The organism is Halobaculum sp. XH14, assembly GCF_032116555.1.
Classification (GTDB): domain Archaea; phylum Halobacteriota; class Halobacteria; order Halobacteriales; family Haloferacaceae; genus Halorarum; species Halorarum halobium.
The window spans coordinates 1707435-1726033 of the sequence record NZ_CP134949.1 but is presented as its reverse complement, the minus strand read 5'-3'; the positions used below and the strand labels follow the sequence as shown (position 1 = coordinate 1726033).

The 18599-nt window shown below is 70.0% G+C and carries 20 protein-coding genes, 1 tRNA gene and 1 pseudogene; 16 read left to right on the top strand and 6 right to left on the bottom strand.

What is annotated here, in order from left to right; all coding sequences use genetic code 11:
• Nucleotides 1–56: 56 nt before the first annotated feature.
• Together RJT50_RS08865 and RJT50_RS08860 are read right to left on the bottom strand one after the other, a co-directional pair.
• Nucleotides 57–1577, bottom strand: coding sequence for a DUF7289 family protein (locus RJT50_RS08865; protein ID WP_313690853.1), 1521 nt, complete (start codon nt 1575–1577; stop codon nt 57–59).
• 169 nt (nt 1578–1746) lie between these two features.
• Nucleotides 1747–2511 carry a competence/damage-inducible protein A gene (locus RJT50_RS08860; protein WP_313690851.1) on the bottom strand — a complete coding sequence of 255 codons (765 nt, stop codon included), beginning with the start codon at nt 2509–2511 and terminating at the stop codon, nt 1747–1749.
• A 330-nt stretch (nt 2512–2841) separates the two neighbouring features.
• On the opposite strand from RJT50_RS08860, the gene RJT50_RS08855 reads away from it, so the two are divergent.
• The 3 genes from RJT50_RS08855 (at nt 2842) to RJT50_RS08845 (ending at nt 5577) form a co-directional block, all read left to right on the top strand.
• Complete coding sequence (locus RJT50_RS08855) at nt 2842–3408, top strand: HdeD family acid-resistance protein (protein ID WP_313690850.1); 567 nt, start codon at nt 2842–2844, stop codon at nt 3406–3408.
• 218 nt (nt 3409–3626) lie between these two features.
• Nucleotides 3627–4124 (top strand): DUF1269 domain-containing protein, encoded by a 498-nt coding sequence (locus RJT50_RS08850; protein ID WP_313690848.1) that lies wholly within the window; start codon nt 3627–3629, stop codon nt 4122–4124.
• 112 nt (nt 4125–4236) lie between these two features.
• Nucleotides 4237–5577, top strand: coding sequence for a TIGR00341 family protein (locus RJT50_RS08845; protein WP_313690846.1), 1341 nt, complete (start codon nt 4237–4239; stop codon nt 5575–5577).
• 117 nt (nt 5578–5694) lie between these two features.
• Here the strand turns inward: RJT50_RS08845 and RJT50_RS08840 are convergent.
• A tRNA-Ala gene (locus RJT50_RS08840) sits at nt 5695–5766 on the bottom strand.
• A 108-nt stretch (nt 5767–5874) separates the two neighbouring features.
• Nucleotides 5875–7143, bottom strand: a complete 1269-nt coding sequence (locus RJT50_RS08835; protein WP_313690845.1) for a DUF2238 domain-containing protein — start codon at nt 7141–7143, stop codon at nt 5875–5877.
• Between the two features lie 354 nt (nt 7144–7497).
• Between RJT50_RS08835 and RJT50_RS08830 the strand changes: the two genes are divergently transcribed.
• From RJT50_RS08830 to RJT50_RS08815, 4 genes are read left to right on the top strand one after another with little or no spacing between them, the layout of a single operon-like run.
• Nucleotides 7498–7962 (top strand): 30S ribosomal protein S15, encoded by a 465-nt coding sequence (locus tag RJT50_RS08830; RefSeq protein ID WP_313690844.1) that lies wholly within the window; start codon nt 7498–7500, stop codon nt 7960–7962.
• A 9-nt stretch (nt 7963–7971) separates the two neighbouring features.
• Nucleotides 7972–9156, top strand: coding sequence for an exonuclease RecJ (locus RJT50_RS08825; protein ID WP_313690843.1), 1185 nt, complete (start codon nt 7972–7974; stop codon nt 9154–9156).
• Complete coding sequence (locus RJT50_RS08820) at nt 9153–9518, top strand: KEOPS complex subunit Pcc1 (RefSeq protein WP_313690842.1); 366 nt, start codon at nt 9153–9155, stop codon at nt 9516–9518. Before RJT50_RS08825 ends, RJT50_RS08820 begins: the two co-directional genes overlap by 4 nt.
• Complete coding sequence (locus tag RJT50_RS08815; protein ID WP_313690840.1) at nt 9511–10161, top strand: 30S ribosomal protein S3ae; 651 nt, start codon at nt 9511–9513, stop codon at nt 10159–10161. The genes RJT50_RS08820 and RJT50_RS08815 overlap by 8 nt, the downstream gene beginning before the upstream one ends.
• Nucleotides 10162–10261: 100 nt before the next feature.
• Here RJT50_RS08815 and RJT50_RS08810 read toward each other — a convergent pair whose 3' ends face one another.
• On the bottom strand, nt 10262–10675 hold the full coding sequence (locus RJT50_RS08810; RefSeq protein ID WP_313690838.1) for a cupredoxin domain-containing protein: 414 nt from the start codon (nt 10673–10675) through the stop codon (nt 10262–10264).
• 141 nt (nt 10676–10816) lie between these two features.
• Between RJT50_RS08810 and RJT50_RS08805 the strand changes: the two are divergent.
• From RJT50_RS08805 to RJT50_RS08795, 3 genes and pseudogenes are all read left to right on the top strand, one after another.
• Nucleotides 10817–11500, top strand: a pseudogene (locus RJT50_RS08805) (protein sorting system archaetidylserine synthase); the annotation flags it as partial.
• A 222-nt stretch (nt 11501–11722) separates the two neighbouring features.
• On the top strand, nt 11723–13009 hold the full coding sequence (hisD, locus tag RJT50_RS08800) for a histidinol dehydrogenase (protein WP_313690835.1): 1287 nt from the start codon (nt 11723–11725) through the stop codon (nt 13007–13009).
• 119 nt (nt 13010–13128) lie between these two features.
• Nucleotides 13129–13497 carry a HesB/IscA family protein gene (locus RJT50_RS08795; RefSeq protein WP_313690834.1) on the top strand — a complete coding sequence of 123 codons (369 nt, stop codon included), beginning with the start codon at nt 13129–13131 and terminating at the stop codon, nt 13495–13497.
• 37 nt (nt 13498–13534) lie between these two features.
• Here RJT50_RS08795 and RJT50_RS08790 read toward each other — a convergent pair whose 3' ends face one another.
• Nucleotides 13535–14020 (bottom strand): Lrp/AsnC family transcriptional regulator, encoded by a 486-nt coding sequence (locus tag RJT50_RS08790; RefSeq protein WP_313690833.1) that lies wholly within the window; start codon nt 14018–14020, stop codon nt 13535–13537.
• 186 nt (nt 14021–14206) lie between these two features.
• On the opposite strand from RJT50_RS08790, the gene RJT50_RS08785 reads away from it, so the two are divergent.
• The 6 genes from RJT50_RS08785 (at nt 14207) to RJT50_RS08760 (ending at nt 18581) form a co-directional block, all read left to right on the top strand.
• Nucleotides 14207–15136: a DMT family transporter gene (locus RJT50_RS08785; RefSeq protein ID WP_313690832.1), complete on the top strand. Its 930-nt coding sequence runs from the start codon at nt 14207–14209 to the stop codon at nt 15134–15136.
• 113 nt (nt 15137–15249) lie between these two features.
• Nucleotides 15250–15492, top strand: a complete 243-nt coding sequence (locus RJT50_RS08780; protein ID WP_313690831.1) for a DUF5816 domain-containing protein — start codon at nt 15250–15252, stop codon at nt 15490–15492.
• Nucleotides 15493–15558: 66 nt separating this feature from the next.
• The gene (locus RJT50_RS08775; protein ID WP_313690829.1) at nt 15559–16113 is read left to right on the top strand and encodes a mechanosensitive ion channel domain-containing protein; all 555 of its coding nucleotides are present in this window, start codon (nt 15559–15561) and stop codon (nt 16111–16113) included.
• A gap of 102 nt (nt 16114–16215) precedes the next feature.
• On the top strand, nt 16216–17169 hold the full coding sequence (locus RJT50_RS08770; protein ID WP_313690828.1) for a metal-dependent hydrolase: 954 nt from the start codon (nt 16216–16218) through the stop codon (nt 17167–17169).
• A gap of 105 nt (nt 17170–17274) precedes the next feature.
• A complete protein-coding gene (locus tag RJT50_RS08765) occupies nt 17275–17913 on the top strand; it encodes a hypothetical protein (RefSeq protein ID WP_313690826.1) in 639 nt (212 codons plus the stop codon).
• Nucleotides 17910–18581, top strand: a complete 672-nt coding sequence (locus RJT50_RS08760) for a DUF2238 domain-containing protein (RefSeq protein ID WP_313690825.1) — start codon at nt 17910–17912, stop codon at nt 18579–18581. The genes RJT50_RS08765 and RJT50_RS08760 overlap by 4 nt, the downstream gene beginning before the upstream one ends.
• Nucleotides 18582–18599 lie beyond the last annotated feature (18 nt).

Below are 18599 nucleotides of genomic sequence, written 5' to 3'. Positions count from 1 at the left end.
GGCGGGATCGTGTCCGCTCCCGAGGGTCGGCCCCGCGTCGACCGACCGCGACCGCCTCACTCCTCGGAGATCACGACCTGGTTGAACGAGACGTGGATGGCGAAGTTGCCCGCCGAGATGCCGTCGTTCTCCTCCAGCGTGACGAGCACGACGGCATCGTTGAAGTCGCTACAGCTCGATCCCTCGCCGTCGTCGGGGTCGTCGATGGTGCCGTCGCCGTCGGCATCGTAGCCGGGGACGCCGTCGTCGTCACAGTCCGCGTCCGCGGGGTCGTCGGTCAGCTCGTACACGTAGACTACCTGGTTGGGCTGAAGCTGGAGGCGGCCGTCGTCGTCGATCTTCCCCTGGAGGATGTCCTTCAGGGACGCCTGGTACTCGTATCCCGCCGGGTTGCCCGGCACGACCTGCCCGTCGGTCAGCGCGATGAGGTTCTCGCGGTTCTGGTTGAGCGAGGCCTCCAGAACGAGCCCGCCCGCGTTATCGCAGCCGTACTCGTCGTAGGTGGTCCCGTCGACCGTGCGGTCGATGCCGGTGTCGTCGTAGTCGTGACAGTTCCAGTACTGTGCCGCGACGGCGAACGAGGTCGATTCGTCGTCCGAGATGGTCGTCGCCACCGGCAGGTTCGCGGTGGGCGGGCCGAGGTCGTCCTGGTCGGGGTCGATCGAGTCGGTCGGGTCGCCGTCGGTCCACGGGGTGAGTATCTCGCCGCTGCGATTGATGAAGAACGTCGTGGGGGCGTTGTCGATGTTCGAGGACCCGCCCGAGACGCCCGTCGAGAGCACCTCGATCTCGGCCTCGAAGTCGGACGCCGAGATGGCGTCGTCGTTGACGGTGACGGAACTGCCGAACTCCCTGAGCGTGAGCGAGGCGCTCCCCTCGGCGTCGTCGTAGGTCACGTTCGACCCGGTGGTCTCCCCGAGGAACTGGCCCCAGGCGTCGTAGTACTCGCTGGCGACGGTGACCGTGACGTTCTCGGGGTCACGACACGCCGGTTCGGACAGCATCCGGGAGATGTTCCGGTTCGCCTCGCGGGAGGCGTCCACGTCCTTGTCGACGACCAACCGGTCGATCCGTCCGGCCCCGCTGTCGCCGACGTTGACGATCGGGAACTCGATCGTCCCGTTGCGGTACTGGAAGTCCGGCGGCGAGATCATCGAGGTCGTCCCGCCCGTCTCGCGCCAGACGCCCCCGCCCTCGTATGCCACCTCGCCGTCGTCGTCGAAGTCCCGCACGATCGAGCCCATCTCCGCGTGAACGCGACAGTTCGGGTTCTCGTCGACGGTGATGTTGACGTACGAGCCCTCCCTGATCGAGACGCTGCTCCCCTCCCTGTCCGCGAACTCGACGGACTGGATCTCGTCGTTGCCGAACGTGACCTGGCTGATCCGGGCGTCGACTTCCCGGAACGAGTCGACCGTCGCCGTCACGCGTGCATCGGCCTGATAGTCGGTGACGACCGAGGAGCCGACAAACAGCACCAGGGCGCCGGTCGTCACGATCATCCCCATGAGCAGGACGACCGCGACGGTGTTGGAGACGGCTCGCTTCCCCTCCGAGTCCCGAGCGTCCCCCATCATCGTGCGCGCTCGGTGCCTCTCCGTGTTATGTGTGCCGCCGCGATACTCAGTTCGGATAATCGCACGCCGTTCCCGCCCTCACGATCGCCGCCGGCCGGATGGACGAACCGGCGGACAACGAGTGGATCACGTGGGTCGCTGGGACTTCGATAAGGCTGGGCCCGGCCGGTCACCGATCGGCATCCCGGCGGTTACGCTCGTCCGGGTCGGCGACCGCGATCCGGTCCCGGAGCCAGGCGGTCGCGCGCCGGACGACCTCCCTGTCCGTTCCGCTCACTTTCACCCGGTTCGACTCCCCGCGAGGCGCCGGGTAGCTCCCCACGACGACGTCGAACCGGTCCCGCAGGTCACCGAGCGTGGACACCATCGACCCCTCCGGCGCGTCGGTGTACACCGTCTCGGAGACGACGTCGCCGTCGAACTCGCCCGCGACGCCCGCGAACGTCGCCCGCATCTCGTCGGGGACGCCGGGCAGCACGTAGACGTTCCCGACCGAACAGCCGGGTGCCAGCCCCGCGGGATTGTCGAGCACCCGCGCCCCCGCCGGCAGTTCCGCCCACGCCTCCAGGTCGATCTCGAGGTCGTACTCGTCGACGACGTCGGGGTTCGCCTCGGCGAACGCGCGCGCCGACTCGGTCACGGCGTCGAGTGCCGCCGGGTCGACGACGACCTCGCGGTCGAGCGCGCCGGCGACGCCCTCGACCGTCACGTCGTCGTGGGTGCCGCCGAGCCCTCCCGTGACGAGGACCGCGTCGAACGTCGCCGACCAGTCCCGGACGCGCTCGGCGATCGTGTCCGGATCGTCGGGAACGACGAGGATGCGGGCCACGGTCGCGCCGCGCTCGGCGAGTTCGCGGGCGAGCCAGGAGGCGTTCGTGTTCTCGGTCTCGCCGGCGAGGAGTTCCTCGCCGACGGTGAGGATTGCGATCTGCACGTAGGTGGCTCTCGTCGGTGGGGGCCAAGAGCGTTCTGGGCCCGCGTGCAATGCGAGGACGACCGTCGCGGATGCGGACCGGTTCGGGAGCAAAGAACTGGAGCGGAGAGACGTCGGCGGGCCCTGAAGTCGTTCGGCCCGGATTCCGCTCGCGGGGATCGTGGTTCCGACCGCTCGGGTGGGTGGCGTTCCGGCGGCTCCGTCACGATGCGCGTACGAACCCGTCAGCATCGGTAAACAACGATTATCCCCGTCTGAGTCGTCCTAGAAGGCGGAGTTATCCTCACAATCATGAGTTCAGAAACCACTTCCAAAGCGACGGGCGTTCCGATGGAACTGCAAGACAACTGGCGGTACCTGCTGGGCGGGGGCATCGTCCTCGCCGCGCTAGGTGTGCTAGCGATCTTCACGCCGTTCGTGACCGGCGTGACGCTCTCGCTGCTGCTCGGGGCGATCCTGATCGTCGGCGGCCTCGTCCACCTCGTCAACGCGTTCTCGGCCAGGGGATGGAGCGGATCGCTCTGGCAGGTCGTGCTGGGCATCGTCTACGGCCTGGCCGGCGTCTCCTTGCTGGTGAACCCGGTGCTGGGGCTTGCCACGCTGACGCTGCTGCTCGTCGCGTACTTCGCGGTCGACGGCGTCGTCGAGATCGTCATGGGGCTCCGGATGCGGCCGGAGTCCCGGTGGGCCTGGGTGGCCGGTAGCGGCGTGATCTCGCTGCTGCTCGCCGTGCTGCTCTGGGTCGGGTTCCCCAGCACCGCGCTCTGGGCGGTCGGCCTCCTGGTCGGCGTCGGCCTGCTGTCGAGCGGGTTCTCGCTCATCTCGGTGGCGCTGGTCGGCCGGAAGGCGATCGGCGTCGAGCGGGACGTCGCCAACGCCGGCCCCGGTGCCGTCTGATCGCCGAACGACCCCGGTCCGTTTTTGCTGCTTCGACCCGGCGAAATTCGATCCGTTCACGGACCGCGAAAGCCACCCTTTCTTCCCTCAGTCGGCACGGTACCCGCCGTATCAATCGCTTACCGCGAAAGTAGGTTCCGACCGTGGACGCCTTTCGGCGTCGTTACCGCGTCTTGTGCGTTACTAACAAAGCGCCCGGACGTCGTCGGGTCGGGCGTATGAGTTCCCTCGTGGTGCTCGCGTTCGACGATCAGAACGGGGCAGAAGAGATGAGAGAGCGGATGTACGACTTTCAGAAGCGTGAACTCATCACGCTGGAGGACGCGGCCGTCGCGGTCCGCAAGGAGAACGGCCACGTCAAGATCAAGCAGGCACACAGCCTCGTCGGAGCGGGGGCGCTGGGCGGCTCATTCTGGGGGCTACTCATCGGAATGATCTTCTGGATGCCGTGGCTCGGGATGGCGATCGGGACCGTGACCGGCGCGCTCTCGGGCAAGTTCTCGGACATCGGCATCGACGACGAGTTCATCGAGGAGGTGGCCGACGCGGTCGAGCCGGGCGAGTCGGCGCTGTTCCTCCTCGCTCGGGACGCCCAGCTCGAGCGCATCGAGGGGGAACTGGAGGGTGTGGAGTTCGAACTGATCGAGACGAACCTCTCGCCCGAAGACGAGACCCGGCTCCGGGACGCGTTCGCTGCCGAGGAGGTCGCGGGCTAGGTTCGGAGACGACCGACGTCCTGGACGGGGTTCACCCCCGCCGGCAAGCGACTGCACGACGACTGACACGACCGACCCCAACGACTGGCATAACCGGCCCCACGATCACCACATGCGACTCGTTCAGGTCCTGGTTCCGAGCGGGACTCGCGGAGCGGTTCTCGACGCGCTCGACGGACAGGGGATCGACTACGCGGTGTTCGAGCAGGTCGGGCGCGGCGACTTCGAGGCGATGGTCCAGTTCCCGGTCCCGCCGAGCGGCGTGGAGCCGGTGATGGAGCAACTGTTCGCCGCCGGCATCAGGGAGGACTCCTACACCATCGTCATGGCGACCGAGACCGTCGTTTCACAGCGGCTTTCGGCCCTGGAGGAACGGTTTCCGGGGCTGCGGATCTCGCGCGAGGAGCTGTACGCCCGCGCCCAGGACCTCGCGCCGGCCAACTCCACGTTCTTCGCGTTCCTCGTGTTGAGCACCGTCATCGCCACGACCGGACTCCTGCTCGATTCGGCGGCGACGATCATCGGCGCGATGGTCGTGGCACCGCTGATGGGGCCGGCCATCTCCGCGAGCGTCGGCACCATCCTGGACGAACCGGAGATGGCGTCACGTGGCGTCACCCTCCAGGTCCTCGGGCTCCTCGCGGCCATCGCGACCGCCGCCGCGCTCGGCTGGGTGCTCCAGCAGACCGTGCTGATCGCGCCGGGACTCGACATCCGGACGATCCCGCAGGTCGCGGAACGCACGAGCCCGAACGTGTTGTCGCTGTTCCTCGCGCTCGGGTCGGGGCTCGCGGGTGCGCTGAGCATCATGCGCGGCTCCGGCTCGACGCTCGTCGGCGTCGCCATCGCCGTCGCGCTGGTGCCGCCGGCCGCGATCTCCGGGCTCGGAGTCACGTTGGGGCTCCCGGGCGTCGCCATCGCCGCGGCCATCCTGGTGGTCGTGAACCTGCTGGCCATCAACCTCTCGGCGCTCGTCCTCTTCTACCTCTCGGGGTTCAAGCCCCTCGACGTCGGGACGTACGAGGGAGTGCGGGCGTCGGTGTACTCGCGCGTCGTGGTCATCGCCGTCGGCATCGCGGTGCTGTCGCTCGTCCTGGTCGCGGTCACCTGGACGACGTTCCAGAGCCAGTCGCTGGAACAGCAGACCCAGTCCATCCTCGAAGCGGACTTCGAGGAGGCCGACGTCGAGGGCGTCGAACTGGTCCGGGTGACCGTCGAGTACGATCCGGCCGACATGGTGCTTGGGGACGAACCCGAGGTGAACGTGCTCGTGGGACTTCCCCGCGAGCGGGACGCGCCGCCTGATCTCGCCCAGCGCTGGGACGACGAACTGACGAGGGAGCTGGGCAGGGACGTGGTCGTCAGGGTCGGGTTCGTCGAGGCACAGGTATCGGAGGCCGAGCCGCCGGAGCCGCCGTGGGGGTGGCCATCGATGGCGAAACCGGCGGTGTGAGGGAAACTATTGAAGGAGGACGGGCGAGGTGAACTCCCGTTTGAACAGTGTCCTCGTCCATCGAGTCATGGGACTCGTCGCTGCGCGTTCGTAACTATACACGAACTGTATTCCGAGTGGACTCGCCGGGATTTGAACCCGGGGCCTCTCCCATGCCAAGGGAGTGATCTACCACTGATCTACGAGCCCTCACACCTCCGACTTGCCGAGGTCCGGGCATAAATCCCTCGGTTCGGGGCGCCGTCCGCGAACGAGTGACGGCCGGGTCGCCCGAACGGCTGCCGAAAGTCCGCCCGGCTACTGCTCCCCCGTGAGGACGCCGACGCGGTCCGCCAGCGACCGCGCGATGGCCTCGAAGCGCCCGGTGGTGAGCGCCGCGATCACCACGCCGCCGACGGCGTTGAACACGAGGTCGTTCACGACGTCGCTCGTCCCGTACTGGACCAGCGCGGCTCGTCCGCCGATGACCGACGCGACCCCGCCGCTCGCGAACTCCAGAAGTTCCCAGGCCACGCCCGCGGCGAGGACGAACAGGACGACGAAGGCGTCGCGGAACCCAGCCTCAAAGTCGACGCCGTCGCTGTGTAGTTCCACGGCACGCGCGAGCGCGTACCCGACGCCGGCGATCAGCGTCGCCGACAGCGCGTGGGCCACCGAGTGGTACCAGGCGAACTCCCGGTACGGGCCGAGCACGCCGACGGCGTGGAGGAGGACGGCCGCCGTCACCCACATCGTCAGCCCCACGTCCATCGGGTATCGGTACTCGCGTCGCAGGAACGCGGGGACGAACGTGACCGCGAGCGTGATCGCACCGTTGAGCAACAGCCCAACGTTCAGCCGGACGAGTCCGACGACCGCGATGAACGCCAGCACGCCGCGCATTGCGTTGACCGCCAAGCGCTGCTGGCGCTCGTCGCCCGGCAGGTTCACCCGGCGGTCGGTCCGCTCCCGCCGTCGCGCGTCGTCGTCAAACCCCGCCGAACCGTCCCTGGAAGCGCCCGACTCGCCCGAGCCCTCGGCGTCGATCGAGAACCGGAAGTACAGTTCGAACGCGACGCCGGCGAGCACGCCGGCCCCGGTCGCGGCCGCGACGTCCCACATCAACTCGGTCTGTCCGGCGACGAACTCGGTGCCGAGGAGCGCGTCGCTCACCCAGGTTCCGACGACCCAGACGGCCGTGAACGCCATCGTGGTGACGACGACGAGGACCACGGCGAACCGCGCGGTCAGCGCGAGCGACGTGTACGCGCCGAGGGCGATGGCGACCAGCAGCGCGAGCCCGGCCGTGACCAGGAACGGCGAAGCCGCGCTCACGACGCCGACCGCCCGCAGGACGACCGGAATCGTGACGAGCGCCAGGAGCTCCCCGGGCATCGTCGTCTTCGGATCGCGTTCGATGACCGGCGGGAGGAGCGCGACCCCGACCACGACCACGACGAACGCCGCCCAGTCCGGTTCGCCGATCGAGAGGAGCCGGAACGCGGCGGCGACGAGAGCGAGCGTCGCCGCCCACGCGACTCCGGGTCGACGCCCACGAAGCACCCCCACCGGTCGCGTCGTGGCCATGACCGCATTTTTCGGTCCCCCGAGCAAAACCGTGCTGGCGGGATTCGACCCCGGACTCCGCGTGACCGACGGCGCACGCCCACGGATCGGGACCCGGCACCGTTCGGGACGTCCACCCGGGCGGGGACGACCCCGAGCCGCCGGCCAGCCCAACCCGAAACGGTTTAACCCGTTCCGGAGTCACCTCACGTTGGGAACAGCACGGCCGCAAATCTGACCTGCCCACGCGGGCTTTGAGATTGCGGAGGTGCCCCCGCCGGCCAGCCGTCTCGACGCGACGCCACGCGGCGCGCGTCGACGCGTGGAACGCCGGCGGTGGCTCGCTTCTGCGGTGGTGCGTTCCAACCAGAACACATGGCACGAATGCACACCCGCCGCCGCGGTTCGTCCGGTTCGGACCACCCGGTGGCAGACGAACCCCCGGAGTGGAGCGACGTCGACGCCGAGGACGTCGAGGAACGCGTCGTCGAACTCGCGGAGCAGGGGCACGACCCCAGCCAGATCGGCCTGAAGCTCCGCGACGAGGGCGTGAAGGGCACGCCCGTTCCCGACGTGAAACTCGCGACCGGCAAGAAGGTCACCGAGATCCTCGAGGAGAACGACGCGGCGCCCGAACTCCCCGAGGACCTCCGGAACCTCTTCGAACGCGCGATCCGCCTCCGCGATCACATGGCGGAGAACGCGCAGGACGCACAGAACAAGCGCGCGCTCCAGAACACGGAGTCGAAGATCCGCCGGCTGGTGGACTACTACCGCGGCGACGAACTCGACGAGGACTTCACGTACAGCTACGAGGCCGCACGGCGGCTCCTCGAGTAGGACTTCCAGATGTCGACCGCACGCGCAGCCGACTCGCCCGCCCCGGACGCAGTAGCGACGGCGCTGCGCGAGGCCGACTTCGTCCGCCTCTACGCCCGCCCGACCGGCGACGCGCTCGCCGCGGCGGGCCTGCTGGCCCGGGCGCTTCGGGCCGCAAACGTGCCGTTCCAGGTCCGGACGACCCGGCTCGACGCGGTACCCGAGGGCGACGGCACGCCGTTCGCGCTCGGGTGGACCGCCGCGAACGAGACGTCGATCCCGACCGGCGACCGGCCGGTGTCGGTCGCGGCAGCCGAGGTCGTCGCGGAACTCGGCCCCGACCCCGAGCCGGTCGTCGGGCTCGCCGGCGTCATCGCGGCCGGGACGACGCCCGGAGCGGCCGGCAGCGGCTCGCTGCTCGACGCCGCCGACCGGCTCGGTGCCGTCGAACGGCGACCCGGCGTGGCCGTCCCGACCGCGGACGCGAGCGACGGGCTCGCACACTCGACGCTGCTCCGCTCGCCCGTCTCGGGCGACGAGGAGGCGGCGCGGGCGCTCCTCGGGGAGCTCGACTACCCCGCGGAGCCGGACGAGGACGCCCGGCGGGAACTCGCCTCCGTCGTCGCGCTCGACGCGACGGCCGACGCCCCGGAGCGGGCGGCCGAGTCGGTCGGGCACGCGCTTCAGCCGCACGCGACGCCGAACGGGCCGTTCGCGACCCTCGGCGGGTACGCGGACGTCCTCTCGGCGACGGCGCGCGAGGCTCCTGGACTGGGGGTCGCGCTCGCGCTCGGCAACGACGTCGCCCGGGAGGCGGCGCTCGACGCCTGGCGGTCGCACGCGACCGCCGCCCACGGCGTCCTCGACGGGCCGGAGACGAGCCGCCACGACGGCGTCTTCGTCCTCCGGGCCGACGCCGACTCGGAGTCGGCATCGGCGCTCTCGACCGCCGCGAGGCTCGCCGGCGACTTCCGGTCGCCCGAGCCGGTGGCGCTCGTCGTCACTGACGACGCCGCGGCAGCGGCCGGGACCGGCGACGTGGACGTCACCGCCGCGCTGGGCGCGGCCCTCGCGGACGTCACGGTCGCGGAAACCGCGGCGACGCCGACCGAGGACGGCTCGGTCTGTGGCGACGCGGACCTGGGCGACGTCCGGTTCGACGCGGACGACGTGGAGAGCGAGGAGTTCATCGAGGCGTTCAGGGGGACGGTATGACGGAGGAGTCGCGCACCGCGACGTTCGAGACGCGGCACGCCGACGCGGTGGCCGCCGCGACGGTCGCGGACGCGCTCGCGCCGGACAACACCCCGCAGATGCACACCGCGTCGGACGGCGACGTCGTCCGGACGCGCATCGAGCGGGAGACGACCGGCGGCCTCCACGCCTCCGCGGACGACTACCTCGTGAACGTGACCGTCGCGGACGCGGTGGTCGCGGACGCGCGGACCGACGACCCGGCGACGGACGCGACGACGGCGACCGACGCACGCGCGGACGACCACGACGCGACCGACGACGAGAACGACACGAACGCGAACGACACGACGACACACGACACAACAGACACCCATGAGTGAACGATCAGTCTCACGACAGCGACAGGGCAAGCGGTGGTACACCGTGCTCGCGCCCGAGCAGTTCGACAGGGCGGAGCTCGGCGAGACCATCGCCGAGGAACCGAACCAGGTGATCGGCCGGACCGTCGAGACGACCCTCGGCGACCTGACCGACGACCAGAGCCAGAACAACACGAAGCTGACGTTCAAGATCACGGACGTCGGCTCGGACTCGGCCTACACCGAGTTCATCGAGCACGAGCTCGCGCGCGACTACCTGCGCTCGCTCGTCCGCCGCGGCGCGTCGAAGGTCGACGCGGTCCGCACGGTCCGCACGACCGACGACTACCGCGTTCGACTCCAGCCGGTCGCGCTGACGACGAAGAAGGCCGACCGCTCGCAGGAGCACGCCATCCGCTCGGTGATGACCGACATCGTCGAGGAGGCCGCGCAGGACCGGACGTTCGAACAGCTCGTCGACTCCGTCGTCGAGGGCCGGCTCTCGTCGGCCATCTACGGCGAGGCGAAGACGATCTACCCGCTGCGCCGCGTCGAGGTCCAGAAGCTCTCGCTCGAGGCGCGACCCGAGGAGGTCGCCGCCGAGGAGGAGGCCGCGGTCGACGTCGACGACGAGGACGTCGCCGTCGACGCCGACGAGGAGTAGGCGACTTCGAACCGACGAACGCGATCCAGCTTTTCACGGGTTGCTCGGCTCCGGAGCGATGCGGTCACTCGATCCCGTCCCCGGTCGGTCCGGTGAGACGCTACTCCTCGACGACGACCGTCCCGACCATCCCCGCCTTCTCGTGGGGAACGCAGAAGTAGGAGTACTCGCCCGCGACCTCGAACGTGTGCGAGAACCGCTGGCCGCTCGTGATGGCTCCCTGGCTGCCGTCCCACGCGTCGCGAGCGGCCGACTCGGACTCGAAGTCGCCGGTGGCGAAGAACGCCGCGCCGTCGGGGAGCGTGTCCTCGTAGGCCGTCACCGTGTGGGCCCGCGAGGAGGTGTTCTCCCAGACGACCTCCTCGCCGACGGTCGTCGTGAACTCGGAGGGGCGGAACGCCTCGGCGGTCATCCCCACGTCCCAGTCGTCCGCGCCGGCCGAGAGCCCGAGACAGCCGGCCGTGGAGAGCGCCGCGGTCGACCCGGCCGCCGCGAGGAACCGTCGTCGTCGCATGGTCGGAACCTCGGTGGCGCGAGACTTTATGGCCCCCGGTTCGGATCCGTGTCGGGAGTCGCCGTCGGCTCGTTCGCGTCGATCGCCGACGAGCGTCGCGGGATGTAAAGACGTAAATCCGGCCTGTTCGACCGTGGGACCATGTCGAAGCGGCCCCGGTTCCTCTCGCGGCTCGGCGCGGCCGACGTCGTCACCGTCGGCAACGCCGCGCTCGGGCCGCTGGCCGCGCTCGCGGCCACGTTCGACCCGGCAGTCGCCGCCCGACTCATCCTCCTCGCCGCGGTCGCCGACGGCCTCGACGGCGTGCTCGCCAGGAAGTACGGCGGCACTGCCGTCGGCCCACACCTCGACTCGCTCGCGGACGTGGCGTCGTTCGGCGTCGCACCGGCGTTCCTCGTCGCGGTCGTCGCCACCGGCGAGTGGACCTGGGCGGGGTCGCCCGCGCTGTTCGTCGCCTCGACGCTCGTCCCCGCGCTGTACGTCGCCATGGCGGTCGTCCGACTCGGCGTCTACACCGTCGAGGATGAGGGCGAGAAGACGACCCACGGCGTGCAGACGACGCTCGCGGCGACCATCGTCGCGGCCGGCACGCTCGCGGGGATGGGCTCGCCGACGCTCCTGCTCGGGCTTGGTGCCGTTCTCTCGGTTCTGATGGTGACGCCGATCCAGTACCCTGATCTCCACTGGCGCGACGCGCTCGTGATGGGCGGGGTCCAGGCCGGCGCTATCCTCCTGTGGGGCAGACCCGGCGACGTGTTCGCGTTCGCCCTGCTGTTCCTGGCGCTCGGGTACATGACGCTCGGGCCGAGGTTCTACTGGCGCGACGTGGACGAGGACGGCGCGGCCGGCGAGGACGTGGCCGACGACGGCGACGATAGCGTGGCCGACGACGGCGACGATAGCGTGCCCGACGACGGCGACGATAGCGTGCCCGACGACGGCGGCGAGGAGGTCGTCGAGAGCGACGTCAGGGCCTGACGTGCCCAACACACGCGAGCCGTCCCCGCGACCGGAACGACTTTTCCCGGCCGGGCCGGAGCCGACGACATGACACCAGCAGTCGAACCGCGCCCCGTCGCGGATCTCTCGCCCGAGGAGCGCCGGGCGTTCTTCGAGCGCGACGCCGGCGTCGCCGGCGTTCGCGGCGACGTGGCCGACATCGTCGACCGCGTTCGCCGGGAGGGCGACGTCGCGCTCCGGGAGTTCTCCCGCGAGTTCGACGGCGTCGAAGTCGCCAACATCGACGTGACCGACGAGGCCGAGCGTGCCGCGGAATCGGTCGACGACGGGACGATGGCAGCGATCGAGACCGCGCTCTCGAACGTCCGCGAGTTCCACGAGGCGCAGGTGCCCGAGGACTGGACCCGCGAGTTCGCGGACGGTCGGGAGCTGGGCCGTCGGTTCCGACCGCTCGACAGGGTCGGCGTCTACGTCCCCGGCGGAGCCGCGGCGTACCCCTCCTCTGCCATCATGGGAATCGTCCCCGCGAAGGTCGCGGGCGTCGATCACGTCGCCGTCGCCACGCCGCCGGCCGAGGAGTTGAACCCGGTCACGCTCGCGGCGGTCCACGAGGCCGGCGCGGACGCGGTGTACTCGGTCGGCGGGGCACAGGGGATCGCCGCGCTCGCGTACGGCACCGAGACGGTCAACCCCGTCCGGAAGGTCGTCGGCCCGGGGAACAAGTGGGTCAGCGCGGCGAAAGCCGAGGTCCGGGGCGACGTCGAGATCGACTTCGTCGCCGGTCCCTCCGAGGTGCTGGTGCTGGCCGACGAGACCGCCGACCCCGAGTTCGTCGCCGCGGACCTGCTCGCACAGGCCGAACACGACTCGGACGCGAGCGTCGTCGCGGTGACTGACGACGAGTCCGTTGGGGAGGCTGTCGCGGAGTCGATCGACGAACAGTTCGGCTCGCGCGAGCGGTCCGACACCATCGCAACCGCGCTCGGCAACGACGCCTCGGGCGTTCTGGTCGCGCGGTCGATGTCGGAGGCCGTGCTGTTCACGGAGGAGTACGCGCCCGAGCACCTCTCGATCCAGGCCGACGACGACGAGGCGCTGCTGGACCGGGTCACGAACGTCGGGTCGGCGTTTCTCGGCCCGTTCACGCCGGTCGCCGCGGGCGATTACGCGTCCGGAACGAACCACGTGCTGCCCACCAACGGGGGAGCGAGGGCACACGGCGGCCTCTCGGTCGACACGTTCCTCCGGTCGTCCACGGTCCAGCGGCTATCGGAGGACGGCCTCGCGGAGATCGCGGACGCGGTGACGACGCTGGCGACCGCGGAGGGACTGGAGGGTCACGCCGCGAGCGTGGACGAGCGGATCGACCGGTAGGCCGAGCGACCCGAACGCAGGGTCGTGCGAACCCAGCGCGGGGACGAGCGGATCGACCGCCCGTCGGGGCCCGCGGGTGCGGCGTCACAGTTAACCCCGTCCGTGAACGAGGACGACGTATGAGTACTGACGCGTCCGAGGGGGATGCCGCGGCCGCGCCGGTGACGGTGACGCCCGACGCGGCGGCCGAGGCCGTCTCGCTGCTCGAGAGCGAGGGGATGGACACCGACGTGGGCGGGCTCCGCCTGTTCGTCCAGCAGGGCGGCTGTGCCGGCCTCTCGTACGGGATGCGGTTCGACACCGAGCCGGAGGAGGACGACCGCGTGACCGAACAGCACGGGCTTCGCGTGTTCATCGACCCCTCGTCGCTGAACTACGTCGGCGGCTCGAAACTGGACTACGAGAGCGGGTTGCAAGCGGCCGGCTTCCACGTCGAGAACCCGAACATCGAGAGCGAGTGCGGCTGCGGCGAGTCGTTCCGGACGTAGCCCGACTGCCGCCTCGGTTCGAACTTTTGACCGGTGCTCACTCGTCGGCGAGTTCCGCCACGAGCGTCTCCAGGCCGTAGCTCTGCAGGGCCGAGTTCGTGTCCGCGACCGTCGAGACGACGAACGTGGAGTTCGTCCGGTCGACCTCGTCGAGCCGCTCGAAGTCGGTGATGAGCCGCTCGACCATCTCCCTGCCCGAGAGGTGGGCGATGACCATGAAGTCCGTCTCGCCCATCGTGAAGTACACCTGCGTCACCCCCTCGATGTCGGCCAGCTTCTCGCCGACCTCGTGGTGGGTGCCCGAGTAGTCGGTCAGCACCTCGAGCACGACGGTCACGCCGAGGCCGGCGGCCTCGAGGTCCACGTCGTACAGGTCGTTCTCGATGACGCCCGACTCCCTGAGCTTGTTCAGCCGGTAGTGGATCGTTGAGACCGGAATCCCGGTTTCCTCGTGCAGCCGCTCGGGGCTTCCAGTCTCCAGGTCCGCGATGGCCTTCAGGATGGTGACGTCGCGCTCGTCCATTCGCGTGGGCAGTGACTCGGGGCCGACGGCAAATAGCCTCCGGCTCCGGGCACCGTGACGGGCGCCGAGGCGGACGACATACTGAGAGAATAATCGTGAAGAAATCCGATATGAGAGCATGCTCTACAGCAATACCCTAATCTATTGTAGACAAGTTTAACTACAGCTAGCTCGTTCGATTTTCGTATGAACTTCGACCCTCGCGCCGTCCATCCGGCGGCGCTGTTCGCCGTCCTCGCGGCCCTCTGGGGCGGCTCGTTCGTCTGGATCGAGGTCGGACTGGACTACTTCCCGCCGCTGTCGTTCGCGGCGCTCCGCTACGACGTCGCTGGACTGCTCGTCCTGGCGTACTCGGCGGCGACGGTCGATCGCTGGCGACCGCGCGGCAGGGAGTGGCTCCCCGTCGCGGTGACGGCCGTCTTCGTCTTCGCGGCCTACCACGGGTTCCTCTTTCTCGGCATCGAGCACGTCAGCGGGGCGGTCGCGGCCGTCCTCATCGGGCTGACGCCCGTGCTGACCGCCGGGTTCGCGGCCGCGCTCCGCGGCGGGGAGGGCCTCGACGGGGCGCGCACGGGGGGCGTCCTCCTGGGGTTCCTCGGCGTCGCCGTCGTCGCGGGAATCGGACCCGCCGGGTTCGTCGGGACGAGCGCGACGGGCGTGCTGCTCGTGCTCGCCGGCGCGGTGGCGTTCGCGCTCGGCACCGTGCTCGCGCCCGAATCCGGGACGCTCCCGCTCCGGACCACCCAGGGCTGGGCGATGCTCGGCGGCGCTGGACTGCTTCACGTCTGGGCGGGCGTCCGTGGGGAGTCGCTCGAGGCCGTCGTCTGGACGCCGAGATCGATCGCCGCGTTCCTCTATCTCACCGTCCTCGCGGGGGCGGTGGCGTTCCTCGTCTACTTCCACCTGCTCGCGGCCGTCGGGCCGACCGAACTGAACCTCGTCGGCTACGTCGAACCGCTCGTCGCCGCCGCCGTCTCCTGGGCCGTCCTGGGGGAGGTCGTCGGACCGCGGACGTTCGTCGGCTTCGCCTGCATCCTCGCCGGGTTCGCCCTGGTGAAACACGCCGAACTCCGCCGGTTCGTCTCCGGCGTGCGGCGCGCCGCCGGCAGCGTCTGAGCAGGTCCAGCAGCGTCCGAGCCGCGGGAGCCGGTCCGGCGGCGTCCGAAACGGCCCGGGAGCATCCGTGCCGGCCCGGAACGGTTTTCCGCGACGGCGCGGAACCGACTGGCATGAATCTGGAGGTCGTCGAGACGCCGGCCGGCGAACTGTACGTCGACCGCGCGGCCGGCGAGCGCGGCGCGGAGGCACCGTTCTTCCACGTCTACGCCGACCCGGACGGCGAGACGCGCTGGGGCTACTTCTGCGGGAACTGCGAGACGGTCAACAACGCGATGGACGCGATGGGGCGCATCGAGTGCAACGAGTGTGGCAACATCCGGAAACCCGAGGAGTGGGACGCGGCCCACGAGTGAGCGGCGGACGGTCCCGTCGGCTCACGCTCGTCGGTGTTTAAGTGTCGACCGTGAGCACGCCCCGACATGCTCCTGCAATCGGTCTCGGGCGTCGTCCGTGTCGCGCTGGTCGAGTTGCTCCGGTCGATCGAGAACGCCCTCCCCCGGATTCTCGCGGGCCTGCTGTTTCTCGCCGTCGCATTCGTCGCCGTCAAACTCGTCATGAGCGCGGTTCGTGCGCTGCTCCGCCGGTCGGTTCCGGGCGATTCGCCGGTGTATCGACAGTTCCTCGCGACCGTCGTCGCCGTGTTCCTCTGGTTCGGGGTCGGCCTCTCGTTCCTCTCGGTCGTCGGCCTGGAGGGCATCGCACAGTCGCTCGGAACCGCCGCCGGCTTCTTCGCGCTGGGCGTCTCGTACGCCACCTCGAACATGATCGCCGACGCCGTGGCGGGCATCTACCTCCTGCGGGACCCGGACTTCAACCCGGGTGACCGCGTCGACATCGGCGGGACCGTCGGGGAGGTCCGGTCGATCGAACTCCGCAAGACGCGCCTCGCCGTCGCGGACGACACGGTCGTTCGCGGGAACGCCGAGATCGAGAAGAAGTGGACGAAACTGGACGACCGAGCCGGGACGACGTGACCGGACGGCGACACGGTGACCGGGACCGTGGGACGGTGTCCCGTGTAACCACGCGACGCGGCGGGCACGAGGCTTATCTTCCCGCGCCACGAACGCCGGCGCATGTTCGTCGGCCACGCCCTGTTCGCGTTCGCCCTCGTCGCCGGCCTGGCCGGCCGGGTAACGGACCCGCGGCGGGCGCTCGCCTACGGGGCGGTGGCCGCCGCGTTCGCCGCCGTCCCCGACGTCGACATCGGCTACGCGCTCGTCGGGCTCGGCGGGGCGCTCGGGTCGGGTGCACTCGACGCGGGCCCGCTGGCTCTCGCGTCGACGTTCTGGGAGACCGGAAACGTCGTCCACAGGGCGGTCACCCACTCGCTGGTCGTCGCCCCCATCGCGGCCCTCGCCGCGGCCGCGTGGGTCGACGGGCGGCCGCTCGCGCGGCTGCTCGCGGTCGCCCTGGCCGCCGTGCTGGTCGCGGCCGCGACGATTCTCACGGGTGCTCTCGCGGCCACGGTCACGTTCGCGTTCGCAGCCGCGTGTCTCGTGCTGGCGACGGTCGTCGCCTCGCGGACGACCCTCGGCCCCGGAGCGACGTTCGTGCTCGCGCTCGTCGGACTCGTCAGCCACCCGTTCGGTGACTTCTTCACGGGGGAGCCGCCGGCGCTGTTCTACCCGATCTCCGACCTTCCGCTGGAGACGGTGACGCTCCACCCCGATCCGACGCTGCACCTGCTGGCCGCGTTCGGCATCGAACTGGCGACGGTCTGGGCTGCGCTGCTCGTGTGGATCCGGTTGCGGGAGGGGCCGCGCGTGCCCCGGATCGACCCGAAGGCGGCGACCGGCGCGGCGTACGCGGGGCTCGCGTTCCTCATCCCCGCGCCGACGCTCGACCTCTCGTATCCGTTCGTCTTCAGCGTCCTCGCGGTCGGATTGGTGGGGATCGCCCCGCGGGTCCGGTTCCGGGCGCGCGAGTTTTCGCGACCTGGGCCCGAGCGAGCCGTCTACACGGGGCTCACGGCGATCACGGTGGCCGCGCTGGCGTACGCCGTGGTGTATCTCGTCACGATCGGCTGATCGGATCGGCCGGTCACGGTCGTTCGGTCCGGTCGTGAGGAATCGAAAGACGGCGACGGTCGACCGACAGAAGCGTTTTGACACCACCGTGTCAACGTACCGGCCATGGAAGCGAGCGGGCTCCGGAACGTCGTCGAGGACCGCCGACTCAACGCGGCGATCGGCTGGTCCGTCCTGCTCCTCATCTCGGCCGTCGCGCTGGGCGAACTGTTCGCCGGGCAGGCGGTCTGGGGGGTGTTCGTCCTGCTCGTCGTCGTCGTCGCACTCGTCCCGCCGACCGCGTTCCGCGACGCGACCGCGATGCTCCCCTGGGAAGTGGTGCTGTTCGCCGGCCTCCCGGCCGTCGGTCGGGTGTTCGTGGCCGGCCAGACTGTCGCCGGAATCACGTTCACCGGCCGCGTGATCACCTACCTCGCCGTCGCGTCGGTCGCGCTCATCGTGGCCGTCGAGATGGACGTGTTCACCCCGGTCCGGATGAGCCACACGTTCGCGGTCTTTTTCGTCACCATCACGACGATGGCCGCCGCGGGAATCTGGGCGGTGCTCCGGTACGTGTCCGACCTCTTCCTCGGGAGCGAGTTCCTGCTCGGCGGTCGGCCGGAGGCCGTGGTGGAGCACGCGCTCATGCTCGATTTCGTCGCGGCGACGCTCGCGGGGGTGATCGCGGGGCTGCTGTTCGAGTTCTACTTCAGACGGCGTTCCCGGGCGGAGATCCGCGTTCCCGTGGAGGTGCCCGACTCGTGAACGTTCGTGACCGGCTCCGCATCTCCGAGCGGAACCAGCGGCTCGCCTCGCGGCTGATGCAGTTCGTCCTCGTCGGGCTGCTGTTCGTCGGGTTGGAGCGGGGCAACACCGGCATCATGGTGAACGCGAGCGTCGCCCTCGCCGTCTCCTACCTCCCGGCGGTGATGGAGCGCGAGTACGACCTGCCGATGGACGCGGGCCTGACGCTGTGGATCACCTCGGCCGTGTTCCTCCACGCGATCGGCACCGTCGGCGTTCCCGGCGTGGGCGCGGAGGGGAACCTCTACCGGAACGTCTGGTGGTGGGACCACCTCACGCACGCGCTCTCCTCGTCGGTCGTCGCGGCCACGGGCTACACCGTCACGAGGGCGATCGACGAGCACAGCGACGCCGTCTACCTGCCTCCCCGGTTCATGTTCGTGTTCATCCTGCTGTTCGTGCTGGCCTTCGGCGTGTTCTGGGAGGTCATCGAGTTCGCCATCGGCGAGTCGGCCGCGGCGATGGGGACGACCTCGATCCTCACGCAGTACGGGCTGGAGGACACGTTGCTCGATCTCGTGTTCGACACCCTCGGCGGCGTCGTCGTGGCGGTCTGGGGAACCGCCCACCTCACCGACGTCACGGGGGCGCTCACCGAACGGCTCGACCGTCGGCGCTCCGGGACCTGACACGCCGGCCCCGAGCCA